The following is a 25,615-nucleotide window of genomic DNA, read 5'->3' as shown; positions in this document are numbered from 1 at the left end:
CCTTTTTTATTTGTGATTATTTGGGGGAGAATTCCGCATGAAACCTAGTGAATTAATGAAATTTCAAAACAAACAAATTCGAGTATTACATTTTACGTGGATAGCTTTTTTCATTTCTTTTTTTACGTGGTTTAATATGGCACCTCTAGCCACAACGATGGTTGAATCTGTAGGATGGTTGACAGATGATCACCTCGCGGCATTAGCTATTATTAACGTTGCTCTAACTGTCCCAGCAAGAATAGTTGTTGGGATGTTACTTGACAAATATGGACCTAGAATCGTTTTTTCTGCATTACTCATTATCATGGCTTTTCCTACCTTTGTTTTTGCATTCGGAAATTCATGGATGCAGCTTTTCGTATCTCGACTAGTTTTGAGTGGCATTGGTGCAAGCTTTGTCATTGGGATTCGAATCATTTCAGAATGGTTCCCTCCAAAAAAAGTTGGCTTTGCCGAAGGCTTTTACGCTGGGTTTGGCAATTTCGGCTCAGCTGCAGCTGCTGTTCTTTTGCCCTGGATAGCTATACAAATTATCGGTGGTGACAACGGATGGAGATATGCAATTGCTTATACAGGCGTCATTTGCCTCATCTATGGCATCATTTATTTCTTCATCGTAACTGACACACCTGAAGGTAAAAAATTTCTTCGGTCAGAAAAAATAGCAGCAATGCAAGTAAGCTCTTGGAGTGATTTAATTCAATTAATTGTTTGGACAATTCCGTTAGTAGGTGTTTTGGGATTGCTCGCATGGCGATTAAAAAATTTAAACTTCATTCCGCAAAATACCTTATATGTTATTTATGTTGTTCTGCTCATTGTACTCACTTATCAAATCATTCAAATATTAAGAGTGAATATACCTTTGTTAAGATCAAAGGAAACAAAATCAGGAGGCTATCGCTTTAAAAATGTCGCTGCGCTTAACACAACTTATTTTGCAAACTTCGGTGCTGAATTGGCAATCGTCTCAATGTTGCCAACTTTTTTCTTAACAACATTCTCTTTAACCCCGACAACAGCGGGATTAATAGCCTCATCTTTTGCTTTTGTTAATTTATTTGCACGACCGTTAGGTGGGTGGATATCTGATCATGTTAGAAGTAGAAAACTAATCATGCTCTCTTATATGTTAGGAATATCCATAGGATTACTTGGGATGGCATTTATCAACTCAAGTTGGCCTATTGTTCTAGCTGTTACCATTACTGTTTTAACCTCCATGTTTATCCAAGGAGCAGAAGGAGCTACTTTTGCCGTTATCCCTTTTATTAAACGTAAAATGACTGGCCAAATTTCCGGTATGGCAGGTGCTTATGGAAATGTAGGAGCCGTTGTCTACTTAACATTACTCACTTTCGTTACTCCTAGACAATTTTTTATTATTTTGTCTGTTGGTGCATTACTAAGTTTTCTATATTGTATGTTTGCTTTAGAAGAGCCAAAAGATTCACATGGTGATGAATATTCAGCTGAAACATAGAAGCAGTAGGGGGTTTTCCTATTGAGGTGAAACCCCTGAGATCCTCGCCTAACTCACTATGTTGCTCATACTAACCATATTCTTATCCACTAGCTAGATTTACTAGCCAAATTCAATTTTTTTGTCAAAACTTGCTGGTTTTCTGTCCAAACTCACTGCTTTTCTGTCCAAACCTTGGTTTTATTGTCCAAACTCGCTGTTTTTCTGTCCATATTCACTGCTTTACTGTCCAAATTCACGTTTTATTGTCCAAACTCGCTACTTTACTGTCCAAATTCACTGGTTTACTGTCCAAACTCGCTACTTTTCTATCCAAATTCACTGGTTTACTGTCCAAATTCGCTATTTTACTGTCCAAATTCGCTATTTTACTGTCCAAACCTCGTTTTTCCTGAACAAACTCACTGATTTTCTGTCCAAACTCGCTGCTTTTCTGTCCAAATTCTCTACTTTTCTGTCCAAATTCGCTATTTTACTGTACAAATTCGCTATTTTACTGTACAAACCTCGTTTTTCCTGAACAAACTCGCTGCTTTTCTGTCCAAACTCGCTGCTTTTCTGTCCAAATTCGCTGCTTTTCTGTCCAAATTCACTGGTTTTCTGTCCAAACTCGCTGCTTTTCTGTCCATATTCACTGCTTTACTATCCAAATTCACTGGTTTACTGTCCAAATTCACTGGTTTACTGTCCAAATTCGCTATTTTACTGTACAAATTCGCTATTTTACTGTACAAACCTCGTTTTTCCTGAACAAACTCGCTGCTTTTCTGTCCAAACTCGCTGCTTTTCTGTCCAAATTCGCTGCTTTTCTGTCCAAATTCACTGGTTTTCTGTCCAAACTCGCTGCTTTTCTGTCCATATTCACTGCTTTACTATCCAAATTCACTGGTTTACTGTCCAAATTCACTGGTTTACTGTCCAAATTCACTGGTTTTCTGTCCAAACCTCGTTTTTCTGTCCAAATCATCGTTTTATTGTCCAAACTCGCTACTTTACTATCCAAACATCATTTTTCTGTCCAAATCATCGTTTTACTATCCAAACCCCTCATTTTACTCTCCAAATCTTTAAAATAAATCCATATAATCACCGTACCCTTCTTCTTGCAAATCGTCTGTTGATATAAATCGTAGAGCAGCTGAATTTATACAATATCTTAATCCTGTCGGTTTCGGTCCATCAGTAAACACATGACCTAGATGGGAATCTGCATTTTTGCTCCTTACTTCTGTACGTGTAATAAACAAGCTGCGGTCTTCATGTTCAACGATATTATTTGGTTCAAGAGGTTGTGTAAAGCTCGGCCACCCAGTTCCTGAATCATATTTGTCTAATGAACTAAACAATGGTTCTCCAGAAATAATATCAACATAAATCCCTTCCTCTTTATGATCCCAGAATTCATTATCATATGCCTTTTCCGTACCATCCTCTTGAGTTACTTTATATTGTATCGGTGTTAAGCTCTCCTTTAACTCTTCTTGAGAAGGCTTGATAAATGCTTTAGGAATGTCAAATTCTCTATCATCACCCCAAGTCTCATCTAAATATTGATCTCTTCCCGAGTTATGTCGGTAAAATTTATACTTTAAGCTATTCTTTTTGTAGTAATCTTGATGATACTCCTCTGCTTTATAAAATGTTGCAGCTGGTAGAATCTCTGTTACAATCGGATCATTATATCGTCCAGATTCATTCAAGCTGCTTTTTGACTGTTCTGCTATCTCTTTTTGTTCTTCATTTTGATAAAAGATTGCTGTTCGATACTGTTCTCCACGATCAACAAACTGCCCACCTGAATCTGTTGGGTTGACTTGTCTCCAAAACACCTCTAATAAAGTTTCGTAGGTTATTTCTTGGGGGTCATATATAATCTCAACTGCTTCAATGTGACCTGTTGTTCCAGCAGACACTTCTTTGTATGTTGGGTTTTCTTGCTGACCGCCAGTATATCCTGATACGGCATCTACCACACCATCAAGCTTTTCAAACGGTGGCTCCATACACCAAAAGCAACCACCTGCAAACGTCGCTTTCGCATACATTGATTCATCATAACTTTGTTTCACAGTAGCTGCCTGCTGATTAGATCCAAATAAAAAATACATGACAACAATGATAACTAGGCTCACCGATAGGATCATCGTTATTTTCCATTTGTTTTTTTGCACTTTTATACCCCTCTCTAAAAATGTAATTCATCATAGTTCATAGAGTATAGAAAGAACCTTATAAAAGCATAACGAAAAGATTAACAAAGTATTACATAAGTAGATACTAAGGAGTGCTTTTTTCTTATGATCTTTACGTAAACTTTGAGTAACTGATATGTATTATTAAATTGTTATAGTCTTAAAAATTTTATAGGTTTTATTACGAAACCATTCATTCGAAACATCCTTTCTTATTTAGACAAATGAAGAAAATCAGATATCAACGTGCTTTAAGAATTCCACATTTAAGACATGTGGTAAAATTGCATAATTTTTTTAAAATTCTAGTTATTATATTAATTAGATAAAGAATATAATATATACATCTACTACTAATTTGAAAAGGGAGTGAAAAGTGAGATGGATATGATGAATGAAACTATTATCCGACCAACTCATCTAGAAGACAACGAACAAATTAAAGCTTTAATGCTTGAGTATATTTGTGATTTTTATCAAAAGGAGCAACCACCATCAAGTAAGATCGACAACCTAATAAATATGCTCACTCAACAAAAAGAAGGAATTCAATTTGTAGCAGAGCACCATGGAGAATTAATTGGCTTTGCTACATTATACTTTTCATACAGTACATTAAGCGCACAAAAGGTTGTAGTACTAAATGATCTATATGTAAGAAATAACTATCGCGGAACTGGGGTTGCAGAGAAGATTTTTCAAACGTGTGTAGAGTACAAGGATATTAATAACTTTGCTTTTATGTCTTGGGAAACAGCACCTGATAATATCCGTGCTCAAAACTTCTATAAAAAAATGGGTGGAGTTAAGGGAGAATGGCTAACTTATTCAATTTAAGAGAAATTACATAGAAATAAAAAGTTGCTCCCCTAATATTTAATGGGGAGCAATTTTCTTCTTACTTAATTGAAGAAGCTTGATTGTTATATATGACTCTAAAGTTACCTTTGGAAATTCTAACTGTAACATCTGATACATTTGCAATATTGTTATCATGTGTAACAACGATGACGCATTTTTCCTCTTTATGTGCTAGATCTTGAAATAGTTTAACGATATCTTTAGCAGTCTTTTCATCCAAATTTCCAGTCGGCTCATCAGCGACTATTAAATCTGATTTACAACTTAATGCACGTGCAATAGAAACACGCTGTTGCTGTCCTCCACTAAGCGTAAGCACCTTTTGTCCAGCTTGTTTTTCAGTAATACCTACCTTTTTAAGCATACTCAATGCAAAATCTCTTTTATTTGCTTCATCTGATCCAGTAATCTCCATTGCGGTTATAACATTTTGAATAGCTGTCATATAAGGTAGTAGATTATATGACTGAAAAACGATCGACACGTATTTGTTTCTAAAGTTAGATAAACCAATTTTTTTTATATCTTTTCCTTCATATAAAATTTTTCCACTTTTCGGCATATCTAGTGCACTCGCCATAGCTAAAAAGGTTGTTTTACCTGAACCAGAAGGCCCAACTATCGAATAAAAATTCCCCTTTTCAAAACTTACATTAACATTATTTAAAATTGTCTGCTTTTCATTTTCATGCTCATACCAATAATTTACGTCTATGAATTCCAATAGGGTACTCATTTCATTTCCTCCTCAGTTAATCTTGCCTTGATAAAATTGTTTTTGGTTGAAGGCTTAATATTGACATAGATGGAATTAGTGTTGATAATATTGCAATTAACAAGCCAATCATCCCTAGCATACTTAAATCTCCAGCTGTCACATCTATTTGCAACTCATCAACTGGCTCAACATCTATTTGTTGTTGTACTTGCCTTGGCATTCTCTGTCCGAAAGAAGCAGGATTTGACGCTGTTTCTTCAGATTGTTGTATTTCTTGTGATAACAGCTGATCACCTATTTGTCCTGCAACGACATTTCCACTTACAGCAGATATACCGAGTGCTATAACTGCTACAACTAAAATTTCTACTAAAAATTGTCCAATTAGCTTCCATTTCTTTTCACCTATCGCTAATAAAACACCCATTTCATACTTTCGTTCACGAATTGACATCATGACAATTAACCCTAAAATAATTGCACCAGCAATCGTTACTAAATAAACGACATTGGTTGAAAATGATGCAACATTTTCGATAGGACCAATCATCTGTTCATATAATTGATCGTTAGCATCTAGCTTAAAAACATCAAAATCGATAGTACTTTCAAGAGATGCTTCATCAATAAAGGTTTGAATATTTGCAGGGTCGTCCATAAAATATACTGCGTAATCTATAGCGCCTTCATAGTCTTCACTCTTCAAGCTAGAAGCAGTAGTATAAGGCGTGTATACTCTATTATATGGGTTCAAAAAATCGAAGCTTGCTGCTTGATCATCTACTAGTTCTGTTGTTTCATAGATTCCGACAACCTCAAGCATTACCGAGCTAGTTTCATCTGTTCTTTGAATCGTTATCGTGTCACCAATAGCTAAATCATTTGCAATAGCTAAATTTTGTTCTATTAATGCAACGTCCTCCCCTATGTCCTCTTCCGTCAAATGGCGACCTTCGACAATCGAAGCTTCATCATTTAAAAAGGCCTCGACCGAATCTGTAAATAATACCCCTTGAACACTTAGATCTGCCTGGACTCCACGCATATTTCCAGAATTATTAAAGCCCCCTTGCCCTGCGTTCGTTTCCTCTTCATCAGTCGTTTCACTTACAATCGGTTCGAAATCTTCAGCCAACCCAGATGCTGAGGAATAATAGTTATATCCTTTTATGTTATCTAATGATAATAATGCTGTAGCAGACTCTACTGGAACTGGGACAGATTGGATACGCCCTTGTTGTCTACCTCCAGCTTGTTGTTGCCCTCCTTCTGCCATGAGCTTTTCTCTATCGACTTGTAAGGTGACCTCTCCACCTAACTGTTGTCTCGCTAATTCGCTAGACTTTTGAGCTGCGGTTTGAATAGATAGACCAGCCAGTACTAAAACACAAATCACTGAAAAAACAAATACTAGTAACATACTTTTTCCTTTGCGAGCAGTTACACTCAAGAAAGCACGTTTTAAGAAATTCATTCTTATTCCTCCTAATCATTTACAATTATTTATATCTAATTAATATGTCTTGTGCTTTTTTTCTAAGGATGTTTTCGTATTACTTTTACAACGCACAAAACTAGAGTTCATAGTAAAACGAAGATAATTCCATATCTTTTCTAGTTATTCTAGTTTGCAGTAATAACCAAAAGAGCCTTTATTAATAATTAATACCCTCCAATCTTTGGACTTTTTTATATGAATGTATAAATCTTAACGCCTATATATGTCCAAACTATGAATGAACTATTTCGTAACCTTTAACGAAAACGAAATATTTTAGATAGAGGTTGAAAATAGTCATTTTTCAATTTAACTTTAAATAAAGTAATTTTTATTGGAGGTGTAAGATGAAGATTCTAGTCATCGAAGATAATGAAAGTGTTTGCTCTATGCTAGAAATGTTTTTTTCAAAAGAAGGATTGTCAGGAAAATTTGTAAATGATGGACTAGAAGGCTATCACCAATTCAAAAAAGAAAATTGGGACTTGTTGATTATCGACTGGATGCTTCCGAATATGGATGGTGTAAGTATTTGTCGTAAAATAAGAGAAGAGCAAAGTACCGTTCCTATCATTATGTTAACAGCTAAAGATAGTGAGTCAGATCAAGTGTTAGGTTTGGATATGGGAGCTGATGACTATGTAACGAAACCATTTAGTCCACTTACACTAATGGCACGCATAAAAGCAGTTACCCGAAGATATCATCAAGGACAGCCGCAAAGTAATGAAACGGATGAGATTCAAACTGACTTTGTAAAAATAAATAAAAATACGCGTGAAGTATTTTTAGATAATACATTAATTTCAAATTTAACACCAAAAGAATTTGATCTTTTGTACTTCTTTATTCAACATCCAAGACAAGTGTTTTCAAGAGAGCATTTATTAGAAAAAGTTTGGGGCTATCAATATTATGGTGACGAAAGAACTGTTGATGTACATATTAAAAGATTACGCAAAAAACTAGGTACCAACTCCCGCCCTTTTTTCCACACAGTATGGGGTGTAGGTTATAAATTTGATGAATTGGTCGAAAGTAATGAGAATTAAGTATATATATCAACTTATTGGAAGTCACATTAGTATTTTAATTATTGCATTGTTAATTTTAAGTTTGTTATTTACTCATTTTGTTGAAAACTTAATCTTTCAAAACAAAGTTGATGAATTGCTGTCATTTGGTGATGAAATTTTAAGTGTTATAGATCAAAGCAGCATTGAGACTGAGAAACCCTTAAAGCAATATAACGAAGTATTAAGGGCAAGGAACATTCGATTAATAATGTTTGATAATAAGGGATCCATTCTATCCCCATTTGCTGATCGTTTTAAACAAATACAGTTAGACGAAAAAGAATTGCAGCAAATATCGAACGGCGATACGGTAGTTATAAAGCATGATATACAACGCTTTGATCAAGAAGCATCATTGGTTGCTATTCCTTATGTTATCGATCAAAAAGTGCAAGGGGGCATCTTATTAATTGCACCTATTAGCAATACACAGGATATGATTAGTTCATTGAATAGAGCTTTACTGTACACAGTTATTATCTCATTATCTATTTCTTTATTATTAAGCTGGTTATTATCAAAATTGCATGTTAGACGAATCGAACACATTCGTGAAGCTACTTCCATGATTGCAGATGGAAACTATAATGTTAATGTGCCAGATACAACCCTAGATGAACTAGGTGAATTAGCAGCAGACTTTAACCAAATGGCTTCAAAGTTAAGAGAATCAAATGATGAAATTAATCGACTAGAAAAACGGCGTAGACAATTTATTGCAGATGTATCACACGAATTGCGAACACCATTAACGACAATAAGTGGCATAATTGAAGGTTTAAAAAATAACATGATTCCAGAGCAAGAAAAAGATAAAGGCCTGAACTTAATTAGTACAGAGTCAAAGAGACTTATTAGACTTGTAAATGAAAACTTGGATTATGAAAATATTCGTTCACTTCAAATTCAATTACATAAAGTCGACATACAGCTGTTAGAAATATTCGAAATTATTAAAGAGCATTTAATTACTCAAGCAGAGGAAAAGAATAATCGGGTAATCATACAGGTTGATAGGGGCATATATATCCATGCTGATTATGACAGATTAATGCAAATATTAATAAACATTACGAAAAACAGCATTCAGTTCACGTCTGATGGTACGATCTGGTTAAGAGGAATGAAGGGATATAACGAGGTAATCATTGAAATCGAGGACACAGGGATCGGCATAGATTCTAAAGAAATTGAAATGATCTGGCATCGTTTTTACAAAGCTGATATTTCACGTAGAAATAATCCTTACGGAGAGTTTGGATTAGGTTTAGCTATCGTTAAACAGCTCGTAAATTTACATGGTGGTGAAATTACCGTTGACACTAAAAAACAGCACGGTACCAAATTTATTATTGCCTTTCCTATTAGTAAATCTGAGACTGTAAATCGCATAGATAAGTCTGTCGATTAAACGATATTAGATTATGAATAAGCAAATCAGGTGGAGGAACCCTCCACCTGATTTAAAAAATATACTCACATATAGCGAAGACCAGATACTGTTAACTGATCTAGTCCCATATATCAGGTCGTTCAATTTGCAGCATTCTCATATATTGAAGTAACTGTCCAGTATGTACTGCATCATGATATGATTTTCTTTCTAGTGTGTCTCCTAATGACCTTTCAATATCTTTATGCGGCCATTTAACCATCTTTGAACTATATGTTGAAGAAGGTATTCCATTAACATACGATAGCAAGCTATCATGATATATATTGCTGCCAGCTATTTCACTTTCAATTGTAACGAATGGTTTTCCCCATAATTGTTTCCTTTCTTCTTCAGAAGGTAATCTATGCTCACGCAAGATTGTAAGCCATGAGAAATCATGCAATAGTACATGCCTAATGGTTTCCCCAACTGTTAATGCCTCGACATCAGGCTTCCAACATAATAAATCATCTGAAAATCCTCTAGCAACTATGAGGAATCTACGCCTACATTCCGTTAGATCAAGAAGAATTAAAGCTTTTGCATCCATAATAACATCTCCCTATAATTCTTTAATATAGGCTGTTTTCGCATTGATTGTTGTTTTTCTTATTACGAAGTAAACACGTACACAACTTGATTTCATGGCCTTTTCTTCTCTGAAAAAAAAATCATATCATACACATCACCTACTCATATATAAGTGAAAAAAGCAACAAAGTTTTTGAAAAGAGCTTTTATTTACAACATCATTGTATAGTGCATTTTATTCCATGGTCATCGAAATATCATTGTAGTGATATGATCTTGCAACTTTGTATTTTATTTTGACTGTACTAAAACATACACGTAAAAAATTAGCTAGCAGCAACATTGCTTCGTTAGATGTTCTAAATAGTTGCAACAAGGTTTTTAGGGGAGCTATACCTTTTTATAAAGCTCTTTTTGTGTTAATTGTTATTACTTGTAAAATAGTAGTTATTTAGCATTCAATACAACAATGACAATGCAAAGTTTTTCAATCGGCTTAATGAGAGCAGTAAAGTTTACGAAAGAGCCTCTTAAAAAGACAATATTTCATTAGATTATGTGTTTGATAATAGCGCAATAATAATATTTGAAAACTCAAAATAATCATTTTATCAAATCATAGCTTAATATATAATTAACAATGTATTTACTATAATTTGTAAATAGAGCCTGTATTTATATGTCCGAATGCTTACATTTACATAAGGAGGAGCAAAAGATGCTTACAAAAAGAAAACTACTTCGTTATGTTATATTATTAGTCATCTTTTTGAGCACAGCATGTAATCGTCCCATTCAACAAGATCAAGCTACTAATCAAAATCAAGAGGAATCAATTTCTAGTGACTCCACTCAAGGAGATCAAGTAAAGGAAGATAATAGTGATGTTGAAGAAACTTCCGATGAAGAACCAAAAGCTCAATTTATAGCAACACCTTGCTCTGCTGACATGTTATTAAAGCAAGATAACGGCAACACAAATTTACTTCTTTCGCATCCATTCATTGAAGGAGAATTATTAACAGATATAAAAGCAATATCAACTAAAACAATTATCGATGAAGCAGGTTATGGAGCACATTATGGAACATCTTATGCATTACATGAAAATGGCAACGTATATGCTTGGGGCTCTAGAGATGAGTACCCTAGAGATAGGAATCCGGCCTTTCCTCAACTTATAAACGATATTCCACAAGCCACTTCAATATCAGGTGAATTTATATTAACCGAATCAGGTGAAGTATGGTATTTAAATGAAGGTGGTAAACCATTTATGTTATCTTCATTAACAAATATTGTAGGAATTAATGAAGTAAGACAAGACACGCTTTTTGCTTTAACAGAGGACGGTACGATTATTCATGTCAACTTTCAATACAATACAAACACTTTTTCAGCAACTCCTTTATCAAATATAACAAATGTGAGTAAACTCTTTAATATTGGCAATACTCTTTTTGCAATAAAAACGGATGGTACTTTATGGACTGAAGAATATAATAATAGTTTTTTTAGTAATGCGGAGGAGCCAATTGCTGATCAAGTAAATATTGCTGATACTGTAATTGGCGTCGCTGAAGGATTTAACATCAATAGTACATTTATTAAATTGCAATCAGGAAAATGGCTAATCTACCAAAAAGAACATGAGCAACCACCTACGTTAACACCATTTGAAAAATTAGATGATGTAAAAAAAATAGCTCATAATACTCATGCCAATTTTGCATTAAAGAACGATGGAACTGTTTGGGGGTGGGGGGATCAAAATGGACTTATAGTAAATTCTAATTCATTTGAACTGGACACTCCAATACAAATTGAAGGCTTGACTGACATCATTGATATACAAGTAGGTACAGACCACGTATTAGCATTGAGTCGTAAGGGTAATGTTTATTCTTGGGGAAATAATATGACAGGACAGCTTGGAACTTCCCCTACTCTCTTTCAACACCTTACTGCAATCGGGACAATGTCAGACATAGACCAAATTCTTCCCAATAGTAAGACAATATATATACTGCGTGACGGACAGGTTTGGACTGTAACCGAAGATGTGAAGATAAAACAATTAGACATCTCTGAAGATGTACAAACGATGATAAGCAATATGAGACAAACTATTTTTTTAACTTCTAGTGGAAAAATAATCTATGATTTAACTGAAGAAAGCTGTGAAACTTTGAAAACTGATTTCCCAATTAAAAACATATATGCATATGGATCAGACATAGCAATTCAAAGTGAAGATGATAAACTATATCATTCGACCTTTAACAATAACCACTATAAAACAATTACCTTTGACCAAGACCAACATATTGAAATCAAAAATATTTACAACTTTAATAAAACGTTTATTTTAACAACGGACGGAACGGTTTATTACGAAGATCAAATATTAGATGACACAATTATTATGAAACCGATTGAGAATTTACACAATATCGTTGACTTAAGCTATGATTATGCTCCAGATAGCGGACATAATAAAACTGTTCTAGCAGGTTCAGTACGTGCATTAGATGACAAGGGAAATTTATACGGAATAAGTCTAGATGAAGACAGTAACTTTATACATGAGAAAGTACTTGAGAATATTCACTTAATTACAGGGAACGTTACAATCAATAATTCCGGTGAGATGAAAGACCATAATATTGTGGGGACCCCGTTAATAACCCACATAAATAATTTAGATGATATACATTTAATCGAATCACTTTATGCATACAGAATAGAAGGACCAGGCCTTCATTATCATGTATTTGTTATGAAGGACGGCAGCATTAATCTCTTTGGTGCGAATCCCTTATTATTCTTTAATTACACTAAACAGATAAAACCAGTCATATTGAATTAAGTTAAAAAATTAGGAAGGATAAACAACAATAGAACAGCCTTTAAGAATCAATGAACCACAGTAACTAACTAGTAAAATGACAAACAATCACTTGATTGTTTGTGCTATTTATAAAATTATATATACCAGCTGTGCTACAACTATATCGGTCATAGATGTGAAAACGCACTAGGTTATTGCAACAGTGCCGGTTGGTAAAGATCCACTTGCTGTGTCTTTCACACCTAATTGACGAAGTAAAATAGGTCAATTCATGCAGCTGAAAGAGACTTATTATACAAGCATTATGAAAACTTTACTTTTTTAAAAAAACCGAACTCAAAATTGAGGTCGGTTTTTTATTAGTTATACAATGTACATTAATGTTACTATATTATTTTTCTCAACTTCAACAATACCTACCTAATAAAAAATAAATATCCAACCTTCTTACTTTTAATAAATGCTTCGCTCTTAATTTTATTGAAAATATTTATGATAAAAATTCCGAAAGACTTCAATTACCAAAGGAAATACACAAACCATTAACAATATAAATCCACTATATTGAAATACCACATCAACTATATCCATAATATCTTCCCAAAAGAAAAAATGAGGCACAGGTAAAATTATCAATACAAACCCAACTATAAATCCGTAAAAATATGTACGTTGCCTATCCACCATATTCCTCCTAATAAGTCCTTAAAGTTTTTATTTAGAAGCTTAAGATATTTAATATTATCGGTATTACTCTTCATTTAGTATTTCTTTAATCTATCTCAATTGCATCTAAGTCTTCGATTCTTGCTTGCAGACTTTTAGTCACCTTAATATACTCATTAAAAATACTGAAATTCATATAATTTTATATGATTTTTTCATCACGTCTCCCATATAAGTACTTTATATAACTTTTTCCTATGTATTATTCTATCAATTTGATAGTTTGAACGGGGACTTTTCAGCTGTTACTGAACATTTCCAGCCACTAGATTAAAATCAATGACCTAATGCATCCCTTTTCTTAGCTAATATCATAAAAAGAAAACTAATTAAATAAGTAATACTCGTAACTCCAAATAAGGCAAAAATTCCAGGGGTACCCATTGTATATAAACTGATTGGTAATGACCACAAAAATGCGATTAACATTACATATTTGTTAAAATTGATAGAAGCTATAATTGCTAAACAAGCAGGAAGGAACAACATTATAAATGTAATTACCATCGGTTCAGTATCTTTTAGGTTTGAATAAGGATTATAATAGTTAAATATAGTCCATAAAATTATGCTGGAGCAACCTCCTACTATTCCTAATAATTTTGAAGTATTTCTAATTTTAACCACTCCTTGTTTCTAAATGATCCTGCCCTATAACTTAATAACTGTCGTCTAAAAATTCCATAATTCCCTTAATAAGTTGTTCTACAAGCTGTCCGTTGTGTGGAATACGGTTACTATCATTTTTATACAACTATTATGTTTGTAACAACTATATAATTTTTTTAACGGAATTACTTATTAAGCACTAGCTTCTCTATCATCGAAGAAGCATCCAAAGGTCAATTTCCCTTTGGATGCTTCACATATAAAAACTTATTGGACAACCAAGTACTATGCAGCTACATCTCTTTTATTAAAGACGACCCAAGATAGCCCAACAAAGCTAGCAAAATATACTATGAGGACGCTAATTGAAAACCTCATTGTCGTCCCTTCTATTAATGGACGGTTGTTAATATGTTGGGAAAGGTCTGTATTGGCAAATAATAAATACTTCGCCCATTCTTCATATCCAATACCTATTAAAAGCATGACAGCTGTAGTACCAGCAAACATTAAGAATATAGCCAGCCCTATTGATAATGAGCTACTTCTAAACACAGTAGATATCATAAACGCAAATGTTGACATCATCACAACGTCCACAAAATTTAAACCGTATAAGCTTAATACATGCCCGAGCATAGATTTTTCTACTGTACTTTCAGGGGCAATATATGGGTCTGTAAAGCTTTCAAATCCAAATAATAATCCACCTAACAAAAAGGCGGTAACAAATAATTGCATGAGTGTCGTTAATGCAAAAAACATCGTCGACAAATATTTTGATAGCAGTATTTTCGTTCTACTAACAGGACGAATGAGAAGTAGCTTAATCGTACCTTGTGTAAATTCTGTAGCAACAATTCCACCTGCAATAATAACAGTAAACAATGTAATGATTGCTGTTAAACCACTTGATTCTTCAATGAATGTCCACATAGTAATTCCTTCAGGAGTATTTACTTTTAAGGCTACTCCAAAAATGGTTACAAATGTAATTAATATGCCCAGCAATACCCATGTAGATATACGACGATATATTTTCATATTTTCATTTCTAATAAGTGAGAGCATATTAGTCAATGACATTCCCTCCAGTCACTTCTAAAAATCTATCTTCAAGAGATTTTGATTTTTGTTCAATTTCATATATTTTCACTTGCTTATGTACAAGACTTGCAACGAGCTCAGGTATACTTTCTCTGTCAATTTCAACTTCTACTCTATCGTGTTGAATATGAGATTTAATAGTCGGAAATTCTGCGTCAATCGTTGCTTGTGCTTGATCGATAGAGTCAACTGAAAACGACACACTCAGTTTTTCACCCTCGTTAACAAATTCATTCACCTGCTGAACTCCGATCAACTTACCATGCTGAATGATCGCAATCCGATCACACATCAGCTCCATTTCGGATAGCAAATGACTTGAGACAATCACCGCTAATCCTTCCTCTCTCGCTAATTTACGTAAATAATCTCTTACTTCACGAATCCCTGCAGGATCAAGCCCATTTGTAGGTTCATCTAGTATTAGCAACGATGGTTTATGTAACAATGCTTGTGCTAACCCTAGACGTTGGCGCATACCGAGAGAATAGGTTTTCACTTTATTTTTTATTCTGTTTTCGAGTCCAACTAAACGAACAACTTCGTCAATTCGTTCCTTTGTTATACCCTTGATCATTCGTGAGTAATGAACTAAATTTTGATAACCTGATAAATACTTATACATTTCAGGATTTTCAACAATTCCGCCTACTTGACTAAGTGCTTCTTCAAAGTTCTTTTTTAGGTTTATTCCTTTAATATGAACCTCACCTGAAGTGATAGACATCAAACCGACAAGCATCCGTATAGTCGTTGTTTTTCCTGCACCGTTGGGACCAAGAAAACCAAATACTTCGCCTTGATAAACCTCAAATGTCAAATCATCTATAATTCTCTTATTGCCTATGTCTTTCGTAAGTTGTTTAATTTGCAAAGCAACTTCCATAATATCCCCTCCTATTTACTATAGGTCTATTATAATACGTTTATAACTAGCTTTAGTTTCATTATTTGTAACATTTTCCTAATTAATACTATATAATTGTAATACATTATGTCTACATAAGGAGGAAATAACATGAATAGCGTATCCGCTTTAGGAAAAGATAGGATCGTATCATTAGACATTATTAGGGGTTTTGCACTGTTTGGTATATTCTTAGTAAATATGCCTTCTTTTTCTGGCAGTGAGTTTATGACATATACAGGAATCGATAAAACGATAAGGCTATTATTTGATTTATTCGTTCAAACAAAATTTTATACTATTTTTTCGTTTCTATTTGGTCTAGGATTTTATATTTTTATGACTCGTGCCGAAGCGAGGGGGGCAAACGTTAATTGGATATTTTCAAAAAGATTATTGGCACTTTTGCTATTTGGAGTACTTCACATCCTCTTTTTTTGGCATGGCGATATATTACATACATACGCGGTAGCAGGCTTTCTTCTACTACTATTTTATCGTAGAAAAGCAAAAACAATATTAATTTGGGCTTTCGTCCTTCTTCTTTCATTTCAGTTTCTTATGGGAGTTTCAGCGTTATTTGCCCAACTATCTGAATCATTCACAGATGTAAATTTAAATGAAGAAATTGTTCAAGAGACAATGGCAGAGGGGATTGAAAAAAAGCATGCCTTTCAAACAATGTCTTATGTTCAATTAATGAACTGGAGAATATCCAACGAGGTACCATTGTTATTAGGTAACCTTCCACTAATCTTACCAGACATATTAGGGACATTTTTACTCGGCTTGTTCGCTGGTAAAATCGATTTATTCCGAAGAGTATCAGCGTTGAAAAAACAGCTTAAAAGAACTCAGCTCATCACCTTGCTGCTTAGTATTCCATCATTAGCTATGATCATTTATCTGTACAGCCAGCATGAATCAGTAACTTTTATGTTTAGTGCGCAGAACTATTTTTTTGTAAGCTTTAGCGGAATGGTACTCTCTATTTTTTATATTGTGACAATTATACTGTTGCTAGAAAGTGAATTATGGCAAGAGTTATTACAGCCGCTGCGTTATGCAGGTCAAATGGCACTGACCAACTACCTTGGTCAAACAATAATTTGTTTCATTCTATTCTTTGGCTTTGGGTTATATGGGAAAATCACCTTATGGCAAGGTCTTATCGTAACCATTATTATCTTTCCGATCCAAATCATTTTTAGCTACATTTGGCTTCGTCGATTTCAATTCGGACCGTTTGAATGGATATGGAGAACGATAACTTATGGAAAAGTTCAAAGGTTATCTAAAATTAATCCTTCGAATTAAACCATATTTGAAAAGGCTATTGCTTTTTGTTCTTAGATATAAACACGTAAATATCTAACGTTAGGCACATCTTTTTTACTTATAAAATTATTGAGTTCTCAAAATTTTGTAGTAAAAAAACAACAAAGGTTACGAAAAGAGTCTTTGAAAAAACTAAATATCATTACAAATTAGAAATATTCAATAACGCTTGGAATAAATTCCAAGCGTTAAATCAATTGTTTTTTACATCGATTAATTTAAAACGCTCACAAACAATGATCATATCCTCTGAAAATTAAATCCCTAAATTATTTAATTCGTTAGAGAAGAATTTCACGTGGGCATCTTTCCATCGCTAAAGAATATAAGAAACAAATCATACACATCAACTACTCAAATATAAGTGAAAGAAGGAACAAAGTTTACGAAAAGAGCCTTACTATTTAATACAATACTAAAATCTTCAACAGCAGGTAGTGGCTCGTTTTCAATTTCATAAAATATTAATCTAGAGCATGTCGCTTTTTTTATACCATCTATTACCAATTGAGCTAAATGGTCTGGATTAGCTCCAAATTGCCATGCACTTACTGATTTTTGCTCATCATGACCACCTTGGGACTTGCAAAATTCATCCCAATACATTTGTGATGCTTTATTCATCTTCCTCTCTCCTTAGACAAAATAATTGTCAAACTATATACATAATATACATATCATATCATTCAAGCTTTCTATGTCGAGTCTAGGAAGTTTAATAAACATCCATAAACTCATATTTACGACTTCCAATAATCACATTCAACAGTTTGTTACTATTTTGTTACCCTTCGTTCGCTGTTTTTCGATATAATACCGATGGAATAGTTCTGTAATTGTTTCCTAATTGTTTTTCTCTATAATAGTAGTGATAATTATTTAGCATAAAATACAACTACCAAAGCAAGAGCGGGATCTTTGAAAATAATACGTAGAACATTTGGGAAACTATTTATATATTCAGGAGGATTCCTTCATGAAAATGTTTTTTCTATCGTTCTTATTTAGTGCTATTTTGCTAACTGGATGTGATATTATTCAGCCAAATGTCGAATTAATGAAGCCACCTCAATTAGATAGTAAAAAGGCAAGTTTAAAAAACTATGTTGATTCATTATTAAGTGAAGGTGATACATTGATTAGTACGACAGAAAGTGGCGATTTTAATACGATCACTCTCGTAGATTTAGATAAAGATGGCAATGATGAAGCTGTAGTCATTTATCAAACAGAACAAGATAAACAACACTTAATAAGCTTAATATTTAAGGAGACGGATGAGGGTTGGGAAGTTCTAGATAAAATCAATTTTAATGGTGTTTATTTAACGAATTTAGATTTTGCAGATATTACTAACGATGGATTCCCTGAGATGATTATAGGCTCTTCCGTTGAATACCCACGTTTCTCCCGAGAAAAGGAATTTAACCTTTTCAAATTAAACAATGGAAAAATGATGAATATATATACTGACAAGCTAGCTAATATTGTCATTGATGATTTAGATCAAGATGGTATCGTAGACTTCGTTACGATCTATCACGATGAAGACATTTCATCAGTACTCACTTTATATCATTATGAAGATGAACACTTTGTCTCTATTGACAGTATTTCACTTCCTTTTGAAGGATCATACTACAATGTTGTCAGTGGTCTTGTTACGCCTACCCAAAAAGGAATTTTACTTGATGTTGGACTTGGAAGCCGCTCTGCTTCTACAAATATCATTGCTGTTGAAAACCAAACGTTACGTAACAAATTACAAAGAAGTTATACAGAGCCTGATCCCTTGTGGAAAGATTATCACGTCGAGAGTGGGGATATAAATAATGATGGCATAATGGAAATAGCAACACTTCGAATACCAGCCGGATATGAGAATAATTCATATGCAACGATTCCTTATATAACTAGGTTCTATCAATGGGATGGAAAAACAGACTTAATATTTATTAATGAAAGATTTTATAGCTATAGTAATGGCTTCTACTTTGACATCCCAACAGATTGGGAACAAAATTATACATTGCATCTATCAGACGACGATAGTCAAATCACTTTTATTACTATCAATGAAAATGAACCTTTGTTCGATATTTTCATATCTCCAATATCCGATGCAGAGGAGTTACCAAATAAAATAGAAATTGCAAGAACAAATACTAGAGTTTATTATACTAACTTTGATGATGAAACGCTTCTACAACATTTTAATGTACTATCGAAGTAATGGAGTACTAAAAAAAGTAATTGAATTGACCTCAAAATAGGGATATGAATTCAATTCCTTTAAACGTTCTTCATTAATTAACTTAGGCTCTTTTTGTAAACTTTGTTGCTATTGTTGAAAAAATAGAACCGCATGAAGTGGTTTTATTCGATAGATCGTTTTACAGGTAAAGCTGCCACGAACTCTCGTTATGTACGTGACAATTTCTTAGGAAGTAAAATAACAAAACAATGCGAAAACAGTCCTTAACTAAAAATAACAAAGTTTATTTGAAGGAATATTAACAATTATTTAAGGAGGATTCCTTAATGAAAAAGATTTATTATGCTTCGTTCTTATTTAGTGTTATTCTTCTAACTGGCTGTAATATTATTCAATCAAACGTCGAACTAATGAAACCACCTCAACTAGATAAGAAAAGAGCTAGTTTAAAAAACACGATCGATACGCTATTACCTATCGATGCAACATTAATAACTCCATTGCAGACGCAAAGTAATAATACAATCACCTTAATCGACCTTGACGACGATAAATATGACGAAGGTGTAGTTTTTTATACAGAAAAAGAACAATCTGAAATATTAATTGGCTTAATACTTAAACAGAATAACAACGATTGGGCAGTAGTTGATCAAATTGAGCTTAACGGTGAATATATTGAAGAATTAACATTTTTCGACTTAACAAATAATGGACACCCTGAAGTAATTATCAGTACTACAAGTGAAAATGGCTACAGTGAAAAACAAATGTCCATATTTCAATATAACGAGGGTATGCTAAAAGAAATCCTTAATACACCACTATACACATATGTTATTGATGATCTAGACCAGGATAACCAATTAGATTTTATAGTTGTAAAATATGAACTAGAATCTACCAATCCTTATGTTGTCCCAGTATTGTCCCTATATAACTTTCAGAATAACCAACCTATAGTGCTTGATGAATTAAGATTAAATTCCACACTAGGATTTTACAATGTCATCAATGGCTTTGTGACTGATTCAAAAAAAGGCGTGTTACTTGATTATTCGCTTGGTCCTAATAGTTACAGTACTGAGATCATCACAGTAGAAAATAACACGCTTCAACAAGCATTTAATGATCAATATAGATTCTACAAATTTAATATGATAAATAGTGAGGACACTAACCATGACGGCATTTTGGAAATAGCCGAGGAGCGAGTTCCAGCTTTTTACGAGGACATACATTATCGGATGATTCCTTATATCACCACATATTTTGAATGGGATGGCCTTACCTCTCTATCCCTCGTTAATGAAAGGTATTATAACTATGAAAATGGATTTTATTTTGAAATACCTTCAGAATGGGATAGTGATTTTACATTATTACAAGGTGATATAAGCTCTCGCATCACCTTTATTAAAGCAAGTAATGGAGAAAAGTTATTTGATATTACTATTTCACCTATATCTGAGGCACAACAAGCCAAAGAAGAATTCATGCTCGCTAGAACAAAAACGAGAGTTTTTTATACGTCATTTTTTGATAAAACACTCCAGAAGCATTTTAAGCTAATTCACTATTAACTTCAGAAAGAGATTGGAGGGTGGACATATGTATACAATATTAGTAATAGAAGATGAAGAAAGTATTAGGAGCTTTATAACAATTAATTTGAAACGAGAAGGATATCATGTTCTTGAAGCAGATAACGGTGAAGAAGGCCTTTCAATCGCTCGTGAACATCCAGAAATTTCTATTATTTTATTAGATATTATGTTACCTGGGATGGACGGGTTTGAGGTTTGTAAACATATTAGAGCGCAAAACGAAAGTGTTGGTATTATTATGCTAACAGCAAAAGTTCAAGAAGTTGACCGTGTACAAGGTTTAATCACTGGAGCTGATGATTATGTCAATAAACCATTCAGTCCGAAAGAACTATTAGCTCGAATTAAATCGTTAATTAGAAGGGTTAACATGTTAACTAAGAAAATTTCGGAACATAACAATGTTAGTAATGATTTATTTATTGAACTTTTCCCTCAGAAAAAGCAAGTTAAAAAAGGAGATCAACTTATAGACTTAACACCGACCGAATTTGCTTTATTAAAGCTACTTATCGAGAACAAAGAACAGCCTTTTAATCGAAATGATTTACTTGATGAAGTATGGGGGCTTGATTATCCAGGTGATACAAAAATAGTTGATGTAAATATTCGTAGATTGCGACAAAAAATCGAAAAAGACCCTTCTCACCCTACTCTTATATCCACAGTTTGGGGTTACGGATACCAGTGGAGCGATAAAGAAATATGATTACTGGAATTAAGAGACGCATTGTTATACATTATACGCTCGTTATTTTATTAACAGTAGCGCTATTTGAAGGTATTTTTATCGGTATCATTCACTTTTATTATTATGATGGGATAGAAAAATCGTTAATTAACCATGCAGAAATTTCAGCTTCCTTAGCTAATAGACAAATGAACATTACAAAACAGAATTTGGATCAGAACTTGTCCATTATTCGAGATAACCTCATACATGAAGGAGCAGATTTACAAGTCATTAACGAAGAAGGAAGAGTTTTAACTACATCGAGTGGCTTTGGAATTGAATCGCTTATTAAAACAAAAGATGTTCAAGAGGCATTAAGGGGCAAAACAATTTCTTGGTACATGAATAACGATGTAGCAAATGAAAGACTGCTCGCTGTTTCTACTCCCCTCATAGATGAAGGCGAACCTTACGCTGTGATTCGCTATATTACTTCCTTAGAAGATGTAGACAGGGCAGTTCAAAATATCTATTTGATATCGATCAGTATAGGTGTTGTCGTTATGATTGCAACCTTTCTTATTAGTTATACTTTAGCAAACTCCATTGCTAAGCCAATCTATGAATTAACGGGCGCAACAAAAAAAATTGCGAAAGGTAATTTTGAAAGTAGAATAGAAGAATCTTACATTGATGAAATTGGTACACTAGCAAAGACCTTTAATTATATGGCTGAAGAATTAACGAAAAATGATAAAATGAAAAACGAATTTATATCTTCAGTATCCCACGAAATTCGCACACCCCTTACAAGTATTAAAGGGTGGAGTGAAACAATGCTCTCTGGGGACTTAGCAAATAAAGAAGAGACAACTCTTGGACTATCAATAATTCAAAAGGAAACAGATCGATTAATAGGCTTAGTAGAAGACCTGTTAGATTTCTCTGCATATAACAGAGATTCGATTAGATTAAATCTTTCAACTATAGACCTTTCAAGCCTAATTAATGATGTAACTTCTCAAATGAAAGCAAAGGCCTTAAACAAACATATATCAATTATCTTCGAAACCTCAGATATCCAAGTATTAAGTGAGATCGATCCGAATCGTATGAAGCAAGTGCTCATTAATTTACTGGATAATGCAATTAAATATTCTCCACAAAACAGTAGCATTACTATTACATGTACTGAAACGAATGATAATGTAATCGTTACTGTAATGGACGAAGGCAACGGTATTGAGGAAGAAGAAATATCTAACATTACGAAAATGTTCTATCAAACAAATGCCAACAAAGAAGGAACAGGCCTTGGACTTGCAATATCTCAAAAAATTATTGATCTTCATCACGGCACGCTTAACATCCAAAGTAAAATAAATGAGGGAACTACCATTACGGTTACCATTCCGAAAAAGAAATGAAAAATTGCTGAAGAATTTTTGCAATGATAAGAAAAATACTATGTTGTTGATGAATACCTTTAACAACATAGTATTTTTATGCTTTCATCCGTTCATCATGCCAATACTCGTTTTTGAGATCATCGTTTTTTCGCATCGCTATTATTAAGGCGTTTGTTGGACAGTGATCAACACACATGCCACAAAGGCTACAATCACCTGCAGATACGTATTGCTCTTCACGATTAATTGCAGGTTCTAAGATATCTGGATCAGCGAAGCAAACTTGTCTACAACGATCACAGCCAGTACATAAATCATGGTCAAATTTCACTCGAAACATTCCAACTCTACCAATGGCTTGATAGAAGCCTCCAAGAGGACAAATATATCGACACCAGCCTCTTTTTGAAATGAACAGGTCAAATAACATGATAAAAAGCAATAGCCAAAAACCAACTCCACCAGTGAATAACATGTTTCGCATCGTAAATCCGATTGGTGAGAAAACCTCAAATACTGGCACACTAATTACCAATGATAATAGTAGTATAAGTCCAGCAAGGTATACCTTTAAATGCCTATCCATGTGTTTATCAGGCAACTGGATAATTAACCTGATTTTATCAATGAAATCTAACATCGTATTGACTGGACATACCCAACTACAGAATACTCTCCCACGGATCAGTACATAAAACAGCAAAATAATTAACGCACTACCGATAAAAGTTAAATGAAAGGTTTTTGAAGCAAGCATTACTTGTAGTGTAGCAAAAGGATCTGATAAAACAATTCCAAAAAAACTAGAGGATGATAATGAACCGAAAAAGAAGTTTTCACCCTCAATGTCTACGAAAAACAATGGAGAAAGAAACAACAATAAAATTCCAAACTGCACTAACCTTCGTACAACTGTCCATTTATGATATGATTTTCTTTTCAATCTCATCCATCTCATCCTCACATGAGGTTCCCTTGTTCTCATTATATATTTTGCTTTTATCATTAACCTTGTTGACGTTTTATACGGTTGACACCACTTTAAAGAAGAAAAATAAACACGAACTCTAGTTTAAAGTAAAATAGTGTTTTCTTAGAAAACAACAATTTTTTGGAATGTTAACAGAGCTTTCTTATGCATTGAAAGAGTTATTGCTTTACTGATTCATTGCTTTCCTCAATCACCTGCTTTACTTCTATCACTTCTTTGTCTGTATCGTCAACTAACTCTTTTGTTGCTTTTTTAAATTCTTTTAATGTTGACCCAACTGCTCTCCCTAGTTCTGGAAGCTTGTTAGGTCCAAATATGACAAGAGCAAGGATGAGAATGAGGATAAGGCCTGGTACACCAATATTCGATAACATACTTGATCCCTCCAAAGTAAGCTTATATAGTATTTACAAATATCCCTTTGTACTGTTGAATACAGCTAGAAACACACAGTCCACATCCATTACAAAGTTTATCATCAACTTTAGGTTTCCCATCTATTATCGTTAATGCTCCATCAATTGGACATGACCTCACACAATAGTCACACATCACTTCACGAAAAGCCAAACAATTTTGTTGTTTGATTTCAGCTTTGCCTATGGCAGGGTTTTGCATCAAGCCATCTTTACTTAACGCGCTTGTAGGGCAATGATCAATACACTTTTCACAAAAAGTACATGCAGTATCATTAGGATCAAGATAGGGAGTGTTGGTAAGCTTTGCTCCGTGTTTCATAGAAAAAAGAGAAATCGTACTTTCTGGACATATATCTTTACAAATACCACAACGTGTACACGAAGTTAAAAAGGCCAATTCATTTTCTGCACCTGGAGGTCGAATAAAGTCCCTCTCTTGTTCTATTTGTGGTGCAATAAAATTCCCTATAAAACCGATTGTTGAACTAATGTTAAGTGAAAAGAAACTGCGCCTAGTCATTTTCTCAGTCATTGTATAACATCTGCCTCAGAGTTTTGTTGCTCCTCAAAATTTGTATACACAAGACATACCGTTAGCACACCCTCAATTCCCTGAAATAACTTCGATGTTTCATAGCTATCATTAATCGTATTTGCCTCTAGAGTAATAATTACTTTTGATTCAGCTTCAATATGATGAACCTCTACTCCAGTAATTTTTTCAAGTTCGGTAGCAGTTGCCGTTGCTTTTCCTATAATCGTTTCAATAAGGATGCCAGAAATCACCATAAAATCTCCCCCTTTACACATACATCTTGATGAGAAAAAATAAATAAAACTGACCTCACAATGAATAAAATCTATATGCTGAGTAATTATTACTCCTGTACAGCATATTGAAATTGTGAGGCCTGTTGTACTACTTATGACATATTTTTGTTGTTGTTTTTCGTCCTAAGAAATAAA

At 33.7% G+C, this 25,615-nt stretch carries 24 protein-coding genes and 1 pseudogene; 10 read left to right on the top strand and 15 right to left on the bottom strand.

The window, feature by feature from the left end; genetic code table 11:
• Positions 1-37 precede the first annotated feature (37 nt).
• Positions 38-1,486 carry an MFS transporter gene (locus SLH52_RS16940; RefSeq protein WP_320210451.1) on the top strand — a complete coding sequence of 483 codons (1,449 nt, stop codon included), beginning with the start codon at positions 38-40 and terminating at the stop codon, positions 1,484-1,486.
• A gap of 235 nt (positions 1,487-1,721) precedes the next feature.
• On the opposite strand, the gene SLH52_RS16935 is transcribed toward SLH52_RS16940, so the two are convergent.
• The 4 genes from SLH52_RS16935 to msrA form a co-directional block, all read right to left on the bottom strand.
• Positions 1,722-1,865 (bottom strand): hypothetical protein, encoded by a 144-nt coding sequence (locus SLH52_RS16935; RefSeq protein ID WP_320210450.1) that lies wholly within the window; start codon positions 1,863-1,865, stop codon positions 1,722-1,724.
• A 109-nt stretch (positions 1,866-1,974) separates the two neighbouring features.
• Entirely contained in the window at positions 1,975-2,220 is a 246-nt protein-coding gene (locus tag SLH52_RS16930; protein ID WP_320210449.1) for a hypothetical protein, read from the bottom strand.
• Positions 2,205-2,489, bottom strand: a complete 285-nt coding sequence (locus SLH52_RS16925) for a hypothetical protein (RefSeq protein ID WP_320210448.1) — start codon at positions 2,487-2,489, stop codon at positions 2,205-2,207. Before SLH52_RS16925 ends, SLH52_RS16930 begins: the two co-directional genes overlap by 16 nt.
• A 64-nt stretch (positions 2,490-2,553) precedes the next feature.
• Positions 2,554-3,531 (bottom strand): peptide-methionine (S)-S-oxide reductase MsrA, encoded by a 978-nt coding sequence (gene msrA / locus SLH52_RS16920; RefSeq protein ID WP_320210483.1) that lies wholly within the window; start codon positions 3,529-3,531, stop codon positions 2,554-2,556.
• Positions 3,532-4,059: 528 nt separating this feature from the next.
• Here msrA and SLH52_RS16915 point away from each other — a divergent pair.
• Positions 4,060-4,515 carry a GNAT family N-acetyltransferase gene (locus tag SLH52_RS16915; protein ID WP_320210447.1) on the top strand — a complete coding sequence of 152 codons (456 nt, stop codon included), beginning with the start codon at positions 4,060-4,062 and terminating at the stop codon, positions 4,513-4,515.
• Between the two features lie 61 nt (positions 4,516-4,576).
• Here SLH52_RS16915 and SLH52_RS16910 read toward each other — a convergent pair whose 3' ends face one another.
• Entirely contained in the window at positions 4,577-5,275 is a 699-nt protein-coding gene (locus tag SLH52_RS16910; protein WP_320210446.1) for an ABC transporter ATP-binding protein, read from the bottom strand.
• 16 nt (positions 5,276-5,291) lie between these two features.
• Complete coding sequence (locus tag SLH52_RS16905) at positions 5,292-6,731, bottom strand: ABC transporter permease (RefSeq protein WP_320210445.1); 1,440 nt, start codon at positions 6,729-6,731, stop codon at positions 5,292-5,294.
• 371 nt (positions 6,732-7,102) lie between these two features.
• Between SLH52_RS16905 and SLH52_RS16900 the strand changes: the two genes are divergently transcribed.
• Both SLH52_RS16900 and SLH52_RS16895 read left to right on the top strand, forming a co-directional pair.
• Positions 7,103-7,807, top strand: coding sequence for a response regulator transcription factor (locus tag SLH52_RS16900; RefSeq protein WP_320210444.1), 705 nt, complete (start codon positions 7,103-7,105; stop codon positions 7,805-7,807).
• A complete protein-coding gene (locus SLH52_RS16895) occupies positions 7,779-9,242 on the top strand; it encodes a HAMP domain-containing sensor histidine kinase (RefSeq protein ID WP_320210443.1) in 1,464 nt (487 codons plus the stop codon). Before SLH52_RS16900 ends, SLH52_RS16895 begins: the two co-directional genes overlap by 29 nt.
• Positions 9,243-9,342: 100 nt before the next feature.
• Here the strand turns inward: SLH52_RS16895 and SLH52_RS16890 are convergent, their stop codons facing one another.
• Positions 9,343-9,816, bottom strand: coding sequence for a DinB family protein (locus tag SLH52_RS16890; protein ID WP_320210442.1), 474 nt, complete (start codon positions 9,814-9,816; stop codon positions 9,343-9,345).
• Positions 9,817-10,515: 699 nt separating this feature from the next.
• Between SLH52_RS16890 and SLH52_RS16885 the strand changes: the two genes are divergently transcribed.
• Positions 10,516-12,666 (top strand): hypothetical protein, encoded by a 2,151-nt coding sequence (locus SLH52_RS16885; protein ID WP_320210441.1) that lies wholly within the window; start codon positions 10,516-10,518, stop codon positions 12,664-12,666.
• Between the two features lie 459 nt (positions 12,667-13,125).
• On the opposite strand, the gene SLH52_RS16880 is transcribed toward SLH52_RS16885, so the two are convergent.
• The 3 genes from SLH52_RS16880 to SLH52_RS16870 all read right to left on the bottom strand — a co-directional run bounded on the left by SLH52_RS16880 (position 13,126) and on the right by SLH52_RS16870 (position 15,976).
• On the bottom strand, positions 13,126-13,332 hold the full coding sequence (locus SLH52_RS16880) for a hypothetical protein (RefSeq protein ID WP_320210440.1): 207 nt from the start codon (positions 13,330-13,332) through the stop codon (positions 13,126-13,128).
• Positions 13,333-14,268: 936 nt separating this feature from the next.
• The gene (locus SLH52_RS16875) at positions 14,269-15,069 is read right to left on the bottom strand and encodes an ABC transporter permease (RefSeq protein ID WP_320210439.1); all 801 of its coding nucleotides are present in this window, start codon (positions 15,067-15,069) and stop codon (positions 14,269-14,271) included.
• Entirely contained in the window at positions 15,056-15,976 is a 921-nt protein-coding gene (locus SLH52_RS16870; protein ID WP_320210438.1) for an ABC transporter ATP-binding protein, read from the bottom strand. The genes SLH52_RS16875 and SLH52_RS16870 overlap by 14 nt, the downstream gene beginning before the upstream one ends.
• 132 nt (positions 15,977-16,108) lie before the next feature.
• On the opposite strand from SLH52_RS16870, the gene SLH52_RS16865 reads away from it, so the two are divergent.
• A complete protein-coding gene (locus SLH52_RS16865) occupies positions 16,109-17,314 on the top strand; it encodes a DUF418 domain-containing protein (RefSeq protein ID WP_320210437.1) in 1,206 nt (401 codons plus the stop codon).
• A gap of 214 nt (positions 17,315-17,528) precedes the next feature.
• Here the strand turns inward: SLH52_RS16865 and SLH52_RS16860 are convergent.
• A pseudogene (locus SLH52_RS16860) lies at positions 17,529-17,959 on the bottom strand (hypothetical protein); the annotation flags it as partial.
• A 352-nt stretch (positions 17,960-18,311) separates the two neighbouring features.
• Between SLH52_RS16860 and SLH52_RS16855 the strand changes: the two are divergent.
• The 4 genes from SLH52_RS16855 to SLH52_RS16840 all read left to right on the top strand — a co-directional run bounded on the left by SLH52_RS16855 (position 18,312) and on the right by SLH52_RS16840 (position 23,257).
• A complete protein-coding gene (locus SLH52_RS16855; RefSeq protein WP_320210436.1) occupies positions 18,312-19,568 on the top strand; it encodes a hypothetical protein in 1,257 nt (418 codons plus the stop codon).
• 308 nt (positions 19,569-19,876) lie between these two features.
• Entirely contained in the window at positions 19,877-21,133 is a 1,257-nt protein-coding gene (locus SLH52_RS16850; protein ID WP_320210435.1) for a hypothetical protein, read from the top strand.
• 28 nt (positions 21,134-21,161) lie between these two features.
• On the top strand, positions 21,162-21,866 hold the full coding sequence (locus tag SLH52_RS16845) for a response regulator transcription factor (protein ID WP_320210434.1): 705 nt from the start codon (positions 21,162-21,164) through the stop codon (positions 21,864-21,866).
• Positions 21,863-23,257: a HAMP domain-containing sensor histidine kinase gene (locus SLH52_RS16840; RefSeq protein ID WP_320210433.1), complete on the top strand. Its 1,395-nt coding sequence runs from the start codon at positions 21,863-21,865 to the stop codon at positions 23,255-23,257. The genes SLH52_RS16845 and SLH52_RS16840 overlap by 4 nt, the downstream gene beginning before the upstream one ends.
• A gap of 76 nt (positions 23,258-23,333) precedes the next feature.
• Here SLH52_RS16840 and napH read toward each other — a convergent pair whose 3' ends face one another.
• From napH to SLH52_RS16820, 4 genes are all read right to left on the bottom strand, one after another.
• Positions 23,334-24,188, bottom strand: a complete 855-nt coding sequence (gene napH, locus SLH52_RS16835; protein ID WP_320210432.1) for a quinol dehydrogenase ferredoxin subunit NapH — start codon at positions 24,186-24,188, stop codon at positions 23,334-23,336.
• Positions 24,189-24,388: 200 nt separating this feature from the next.
• Positions 24,389-24,604, bottom strand: a complete 216-nt coding sequence (locus tag SLH52_RS16830; RefSeq protein WP_320210431.1) for a twin-arginine translocase TatA/TatE family subunit — start codon at positions 24,602-24,604, stop codon at positions 24,389-24,391.
• A 22-nt stretch (positions 24,605-24,626) separates the two neighbouring features.
• The gene (locus SLH52_RS16825) at positions 24,627-25,181 is read right to left on the bottom strand and encodes a 4Fe-4S dicluster domain-containing protein (RefSeq protein ID WP_320210430.1); all 555 of its coding nucleotides are present in this window, start codon (positions 25,179-25,181) and stop codon (positions 24,627-24,629) included.
• Positions 25,178-25,438 carry a chaperone NapD gene (locus tag SLH52_RS16820; RefSeq protein WP_320210429.1) on the bottom strand — a complete coding sequence of 87 codons (261 nt, stop codon included), beginning with the start codon at positions 25,436-25,438 and terminating at the stop codon, positions 25,178-25,180. Before SLH52_RS16820 ends, SLH52_RS16825 begins: the two co-directional genes overlap by 4 nt.
• Positions 25,439-25,615 lie beyond the last annotated feature (177 nt).

Source organism: Cytobacillus sp. IB215665, from assembly GCF_033963835.1.
Taxonomy (GTDB): domain Bacteria; phylum Bacillota; class Bacilli; order Bacillales; family SM2101; genus Nanhaiella.
The sequence above is the reverse complement of the archived record's forward strand: the minus strand, read 5'-3'. Positions and strand labels throughout refer to the sequence as shown.

What these genes read in the sequence shown, in the direction of transcription:
- SLH52_RS16940 (WP_320210451.1), top strand. Translation starts at nt 38, where the DNA reads ATGAAACCTAGTGAATTAATGAAATTTCAAAACAAACAAATTCGAGTA.
- msrA (WP_320210483.1), bottom strand. Translation starts at nt 3,531, where the DNA reads ATGTATGCGAAAGCGACGTTTGCAGGTGGTTGCTTTTGGTGTATGGAG.
- SLH52_RS16915 (WP_320210447.1), top strand. Translation starts at nt 4,060, where the DNA reads ATGGATATGATGAATGAAACTATTATCCGACCAACTCATCTAGAAGAC.
- SLH52_RS16910 (WP_320210446.1), bottom strand. Translation starts at nt 5,275, where the DNA reads ATGAGTACCCTATTGGAATTCATAGACGTAAATTATTGGTATGAGCAT.
- SLH52_RS16905 (WP_320210445.1), bottom strand. Translation starts at nt 6,731, where the DNA reads ATGAATTTCTTAAAACGTGCTTTCTTGAGTGTAACTGCTCGCAAAGGA.
- SLH52_RS16900 (WP_320210444.1), top strand. Translation starts at nt 7,103, where the DNA reads ATGAAGATTCTAGTCATCGAAGATAATGAAAGTGTTTGCTCTATGCTA.
- SLH52_RS16895 (WP_320210443.1), top strand. Translation starts at nt 7,779, where the DNA reads ATGAATTGGTCGAAAGTAATGAGAATTAAGTATATATATCAACTTATT.
- SLH52_RS16890 (WP_320210442.1), bottom strand. Translation starts at nt 9,816, where the DNA reads ATGGATGCAAAAGCTTTAATTCTTCTTGATCTAACGGAATGTAGGCGT.
- SLH52_RS16885 (WP_320210441.1), top strand. Translation starts at nt 10,516, where the DNA reads ATGCTTACAAAAAGAAAACTACTTCGTTATGTTATATTATTAGTCATC.
- SLH52_RS16875 (WP_320210439.1), bottom strand. Translation starts at nt 15,069, where the DNA reads ATGTCATTGACTAATATGCTCTCACTTATTAGAAATGAAAATATGAAA.
- SLH52_RS16870 (WP_320210438.1), bottom strand. Translation starts at nt 15,976, where the DNA reads ATGGAAGTTGCTTTGCAAATTAAACAACTTACGAAAGACATAGGCAAT.
- SLH52_RS16865 (WP_320210437.1), top strand. Translation starts at nt 16,109, where the DNA reads ATGAATAGCGTATCCGCTTTAGGAAAAGATAGGATCGTATCATTAGAC.
- SLH52_RS16855 (WP_320210436.1), top strand. Translation starts at nt 18,312, where the DNA reads ATGAAAATGTTTTTTCTATCGTTCTTATTTAGTGCTATTTTGCTAACT.
- SLH52_RS16850 (WP_320210435.1), top strand. Translation starts at nt 19,877, where the DNA reads ATGAAAAAGATTTATTATGCTTCGTTCTTATTTAGTGTTATTCTTCTA.
- SLH52_RS16845 (WP_320210434.1), top strand. Translation starts at nt 21,162, where the DNA reads ATGTATACAATATTAGTAATAGAAGATGAAGAAAGTATTAGGAGCTTT.
- SLH52_RS16840 (WP_320210433.1), top strand. Translation starts at nt 21,863, where the DNA reads ATGATTACTGGAATTAAGAGACGCATTGTTATACATTATACGCTCGTT.
- napH (WP_320210432.1), bottom strand. Translation starts at nt 24,188, where the DNA reads ATGAGATTGAAAAGAAAATCATATCATAAATGGACAGTTGTACGAAGG.
- SLH52_RS16830 (WP_320210431.1), bottom strand. Translation starts at nt 24,604, where the DNA reads ATGTTATCGAATATTGGTGTACCAGGCCTTATCCTCATTCTCATCCTT.
- SLH52_RS16825 (WP_320210430.1), bottom strand. Translation starts at nt 25,181, where the DNA reads ATGACTGAGAAAATGACTAGGCGCAGTTTCTTTTCACTTAACATTAGT.
- SLH52_RS16820 (WP_320210429.1), bottom strand. Translation starts at nt 25,438, where the DNA reads ATGGTGATTTCTGGCATCCTTATTGAAACGATTATAGGAAAAGCAACG.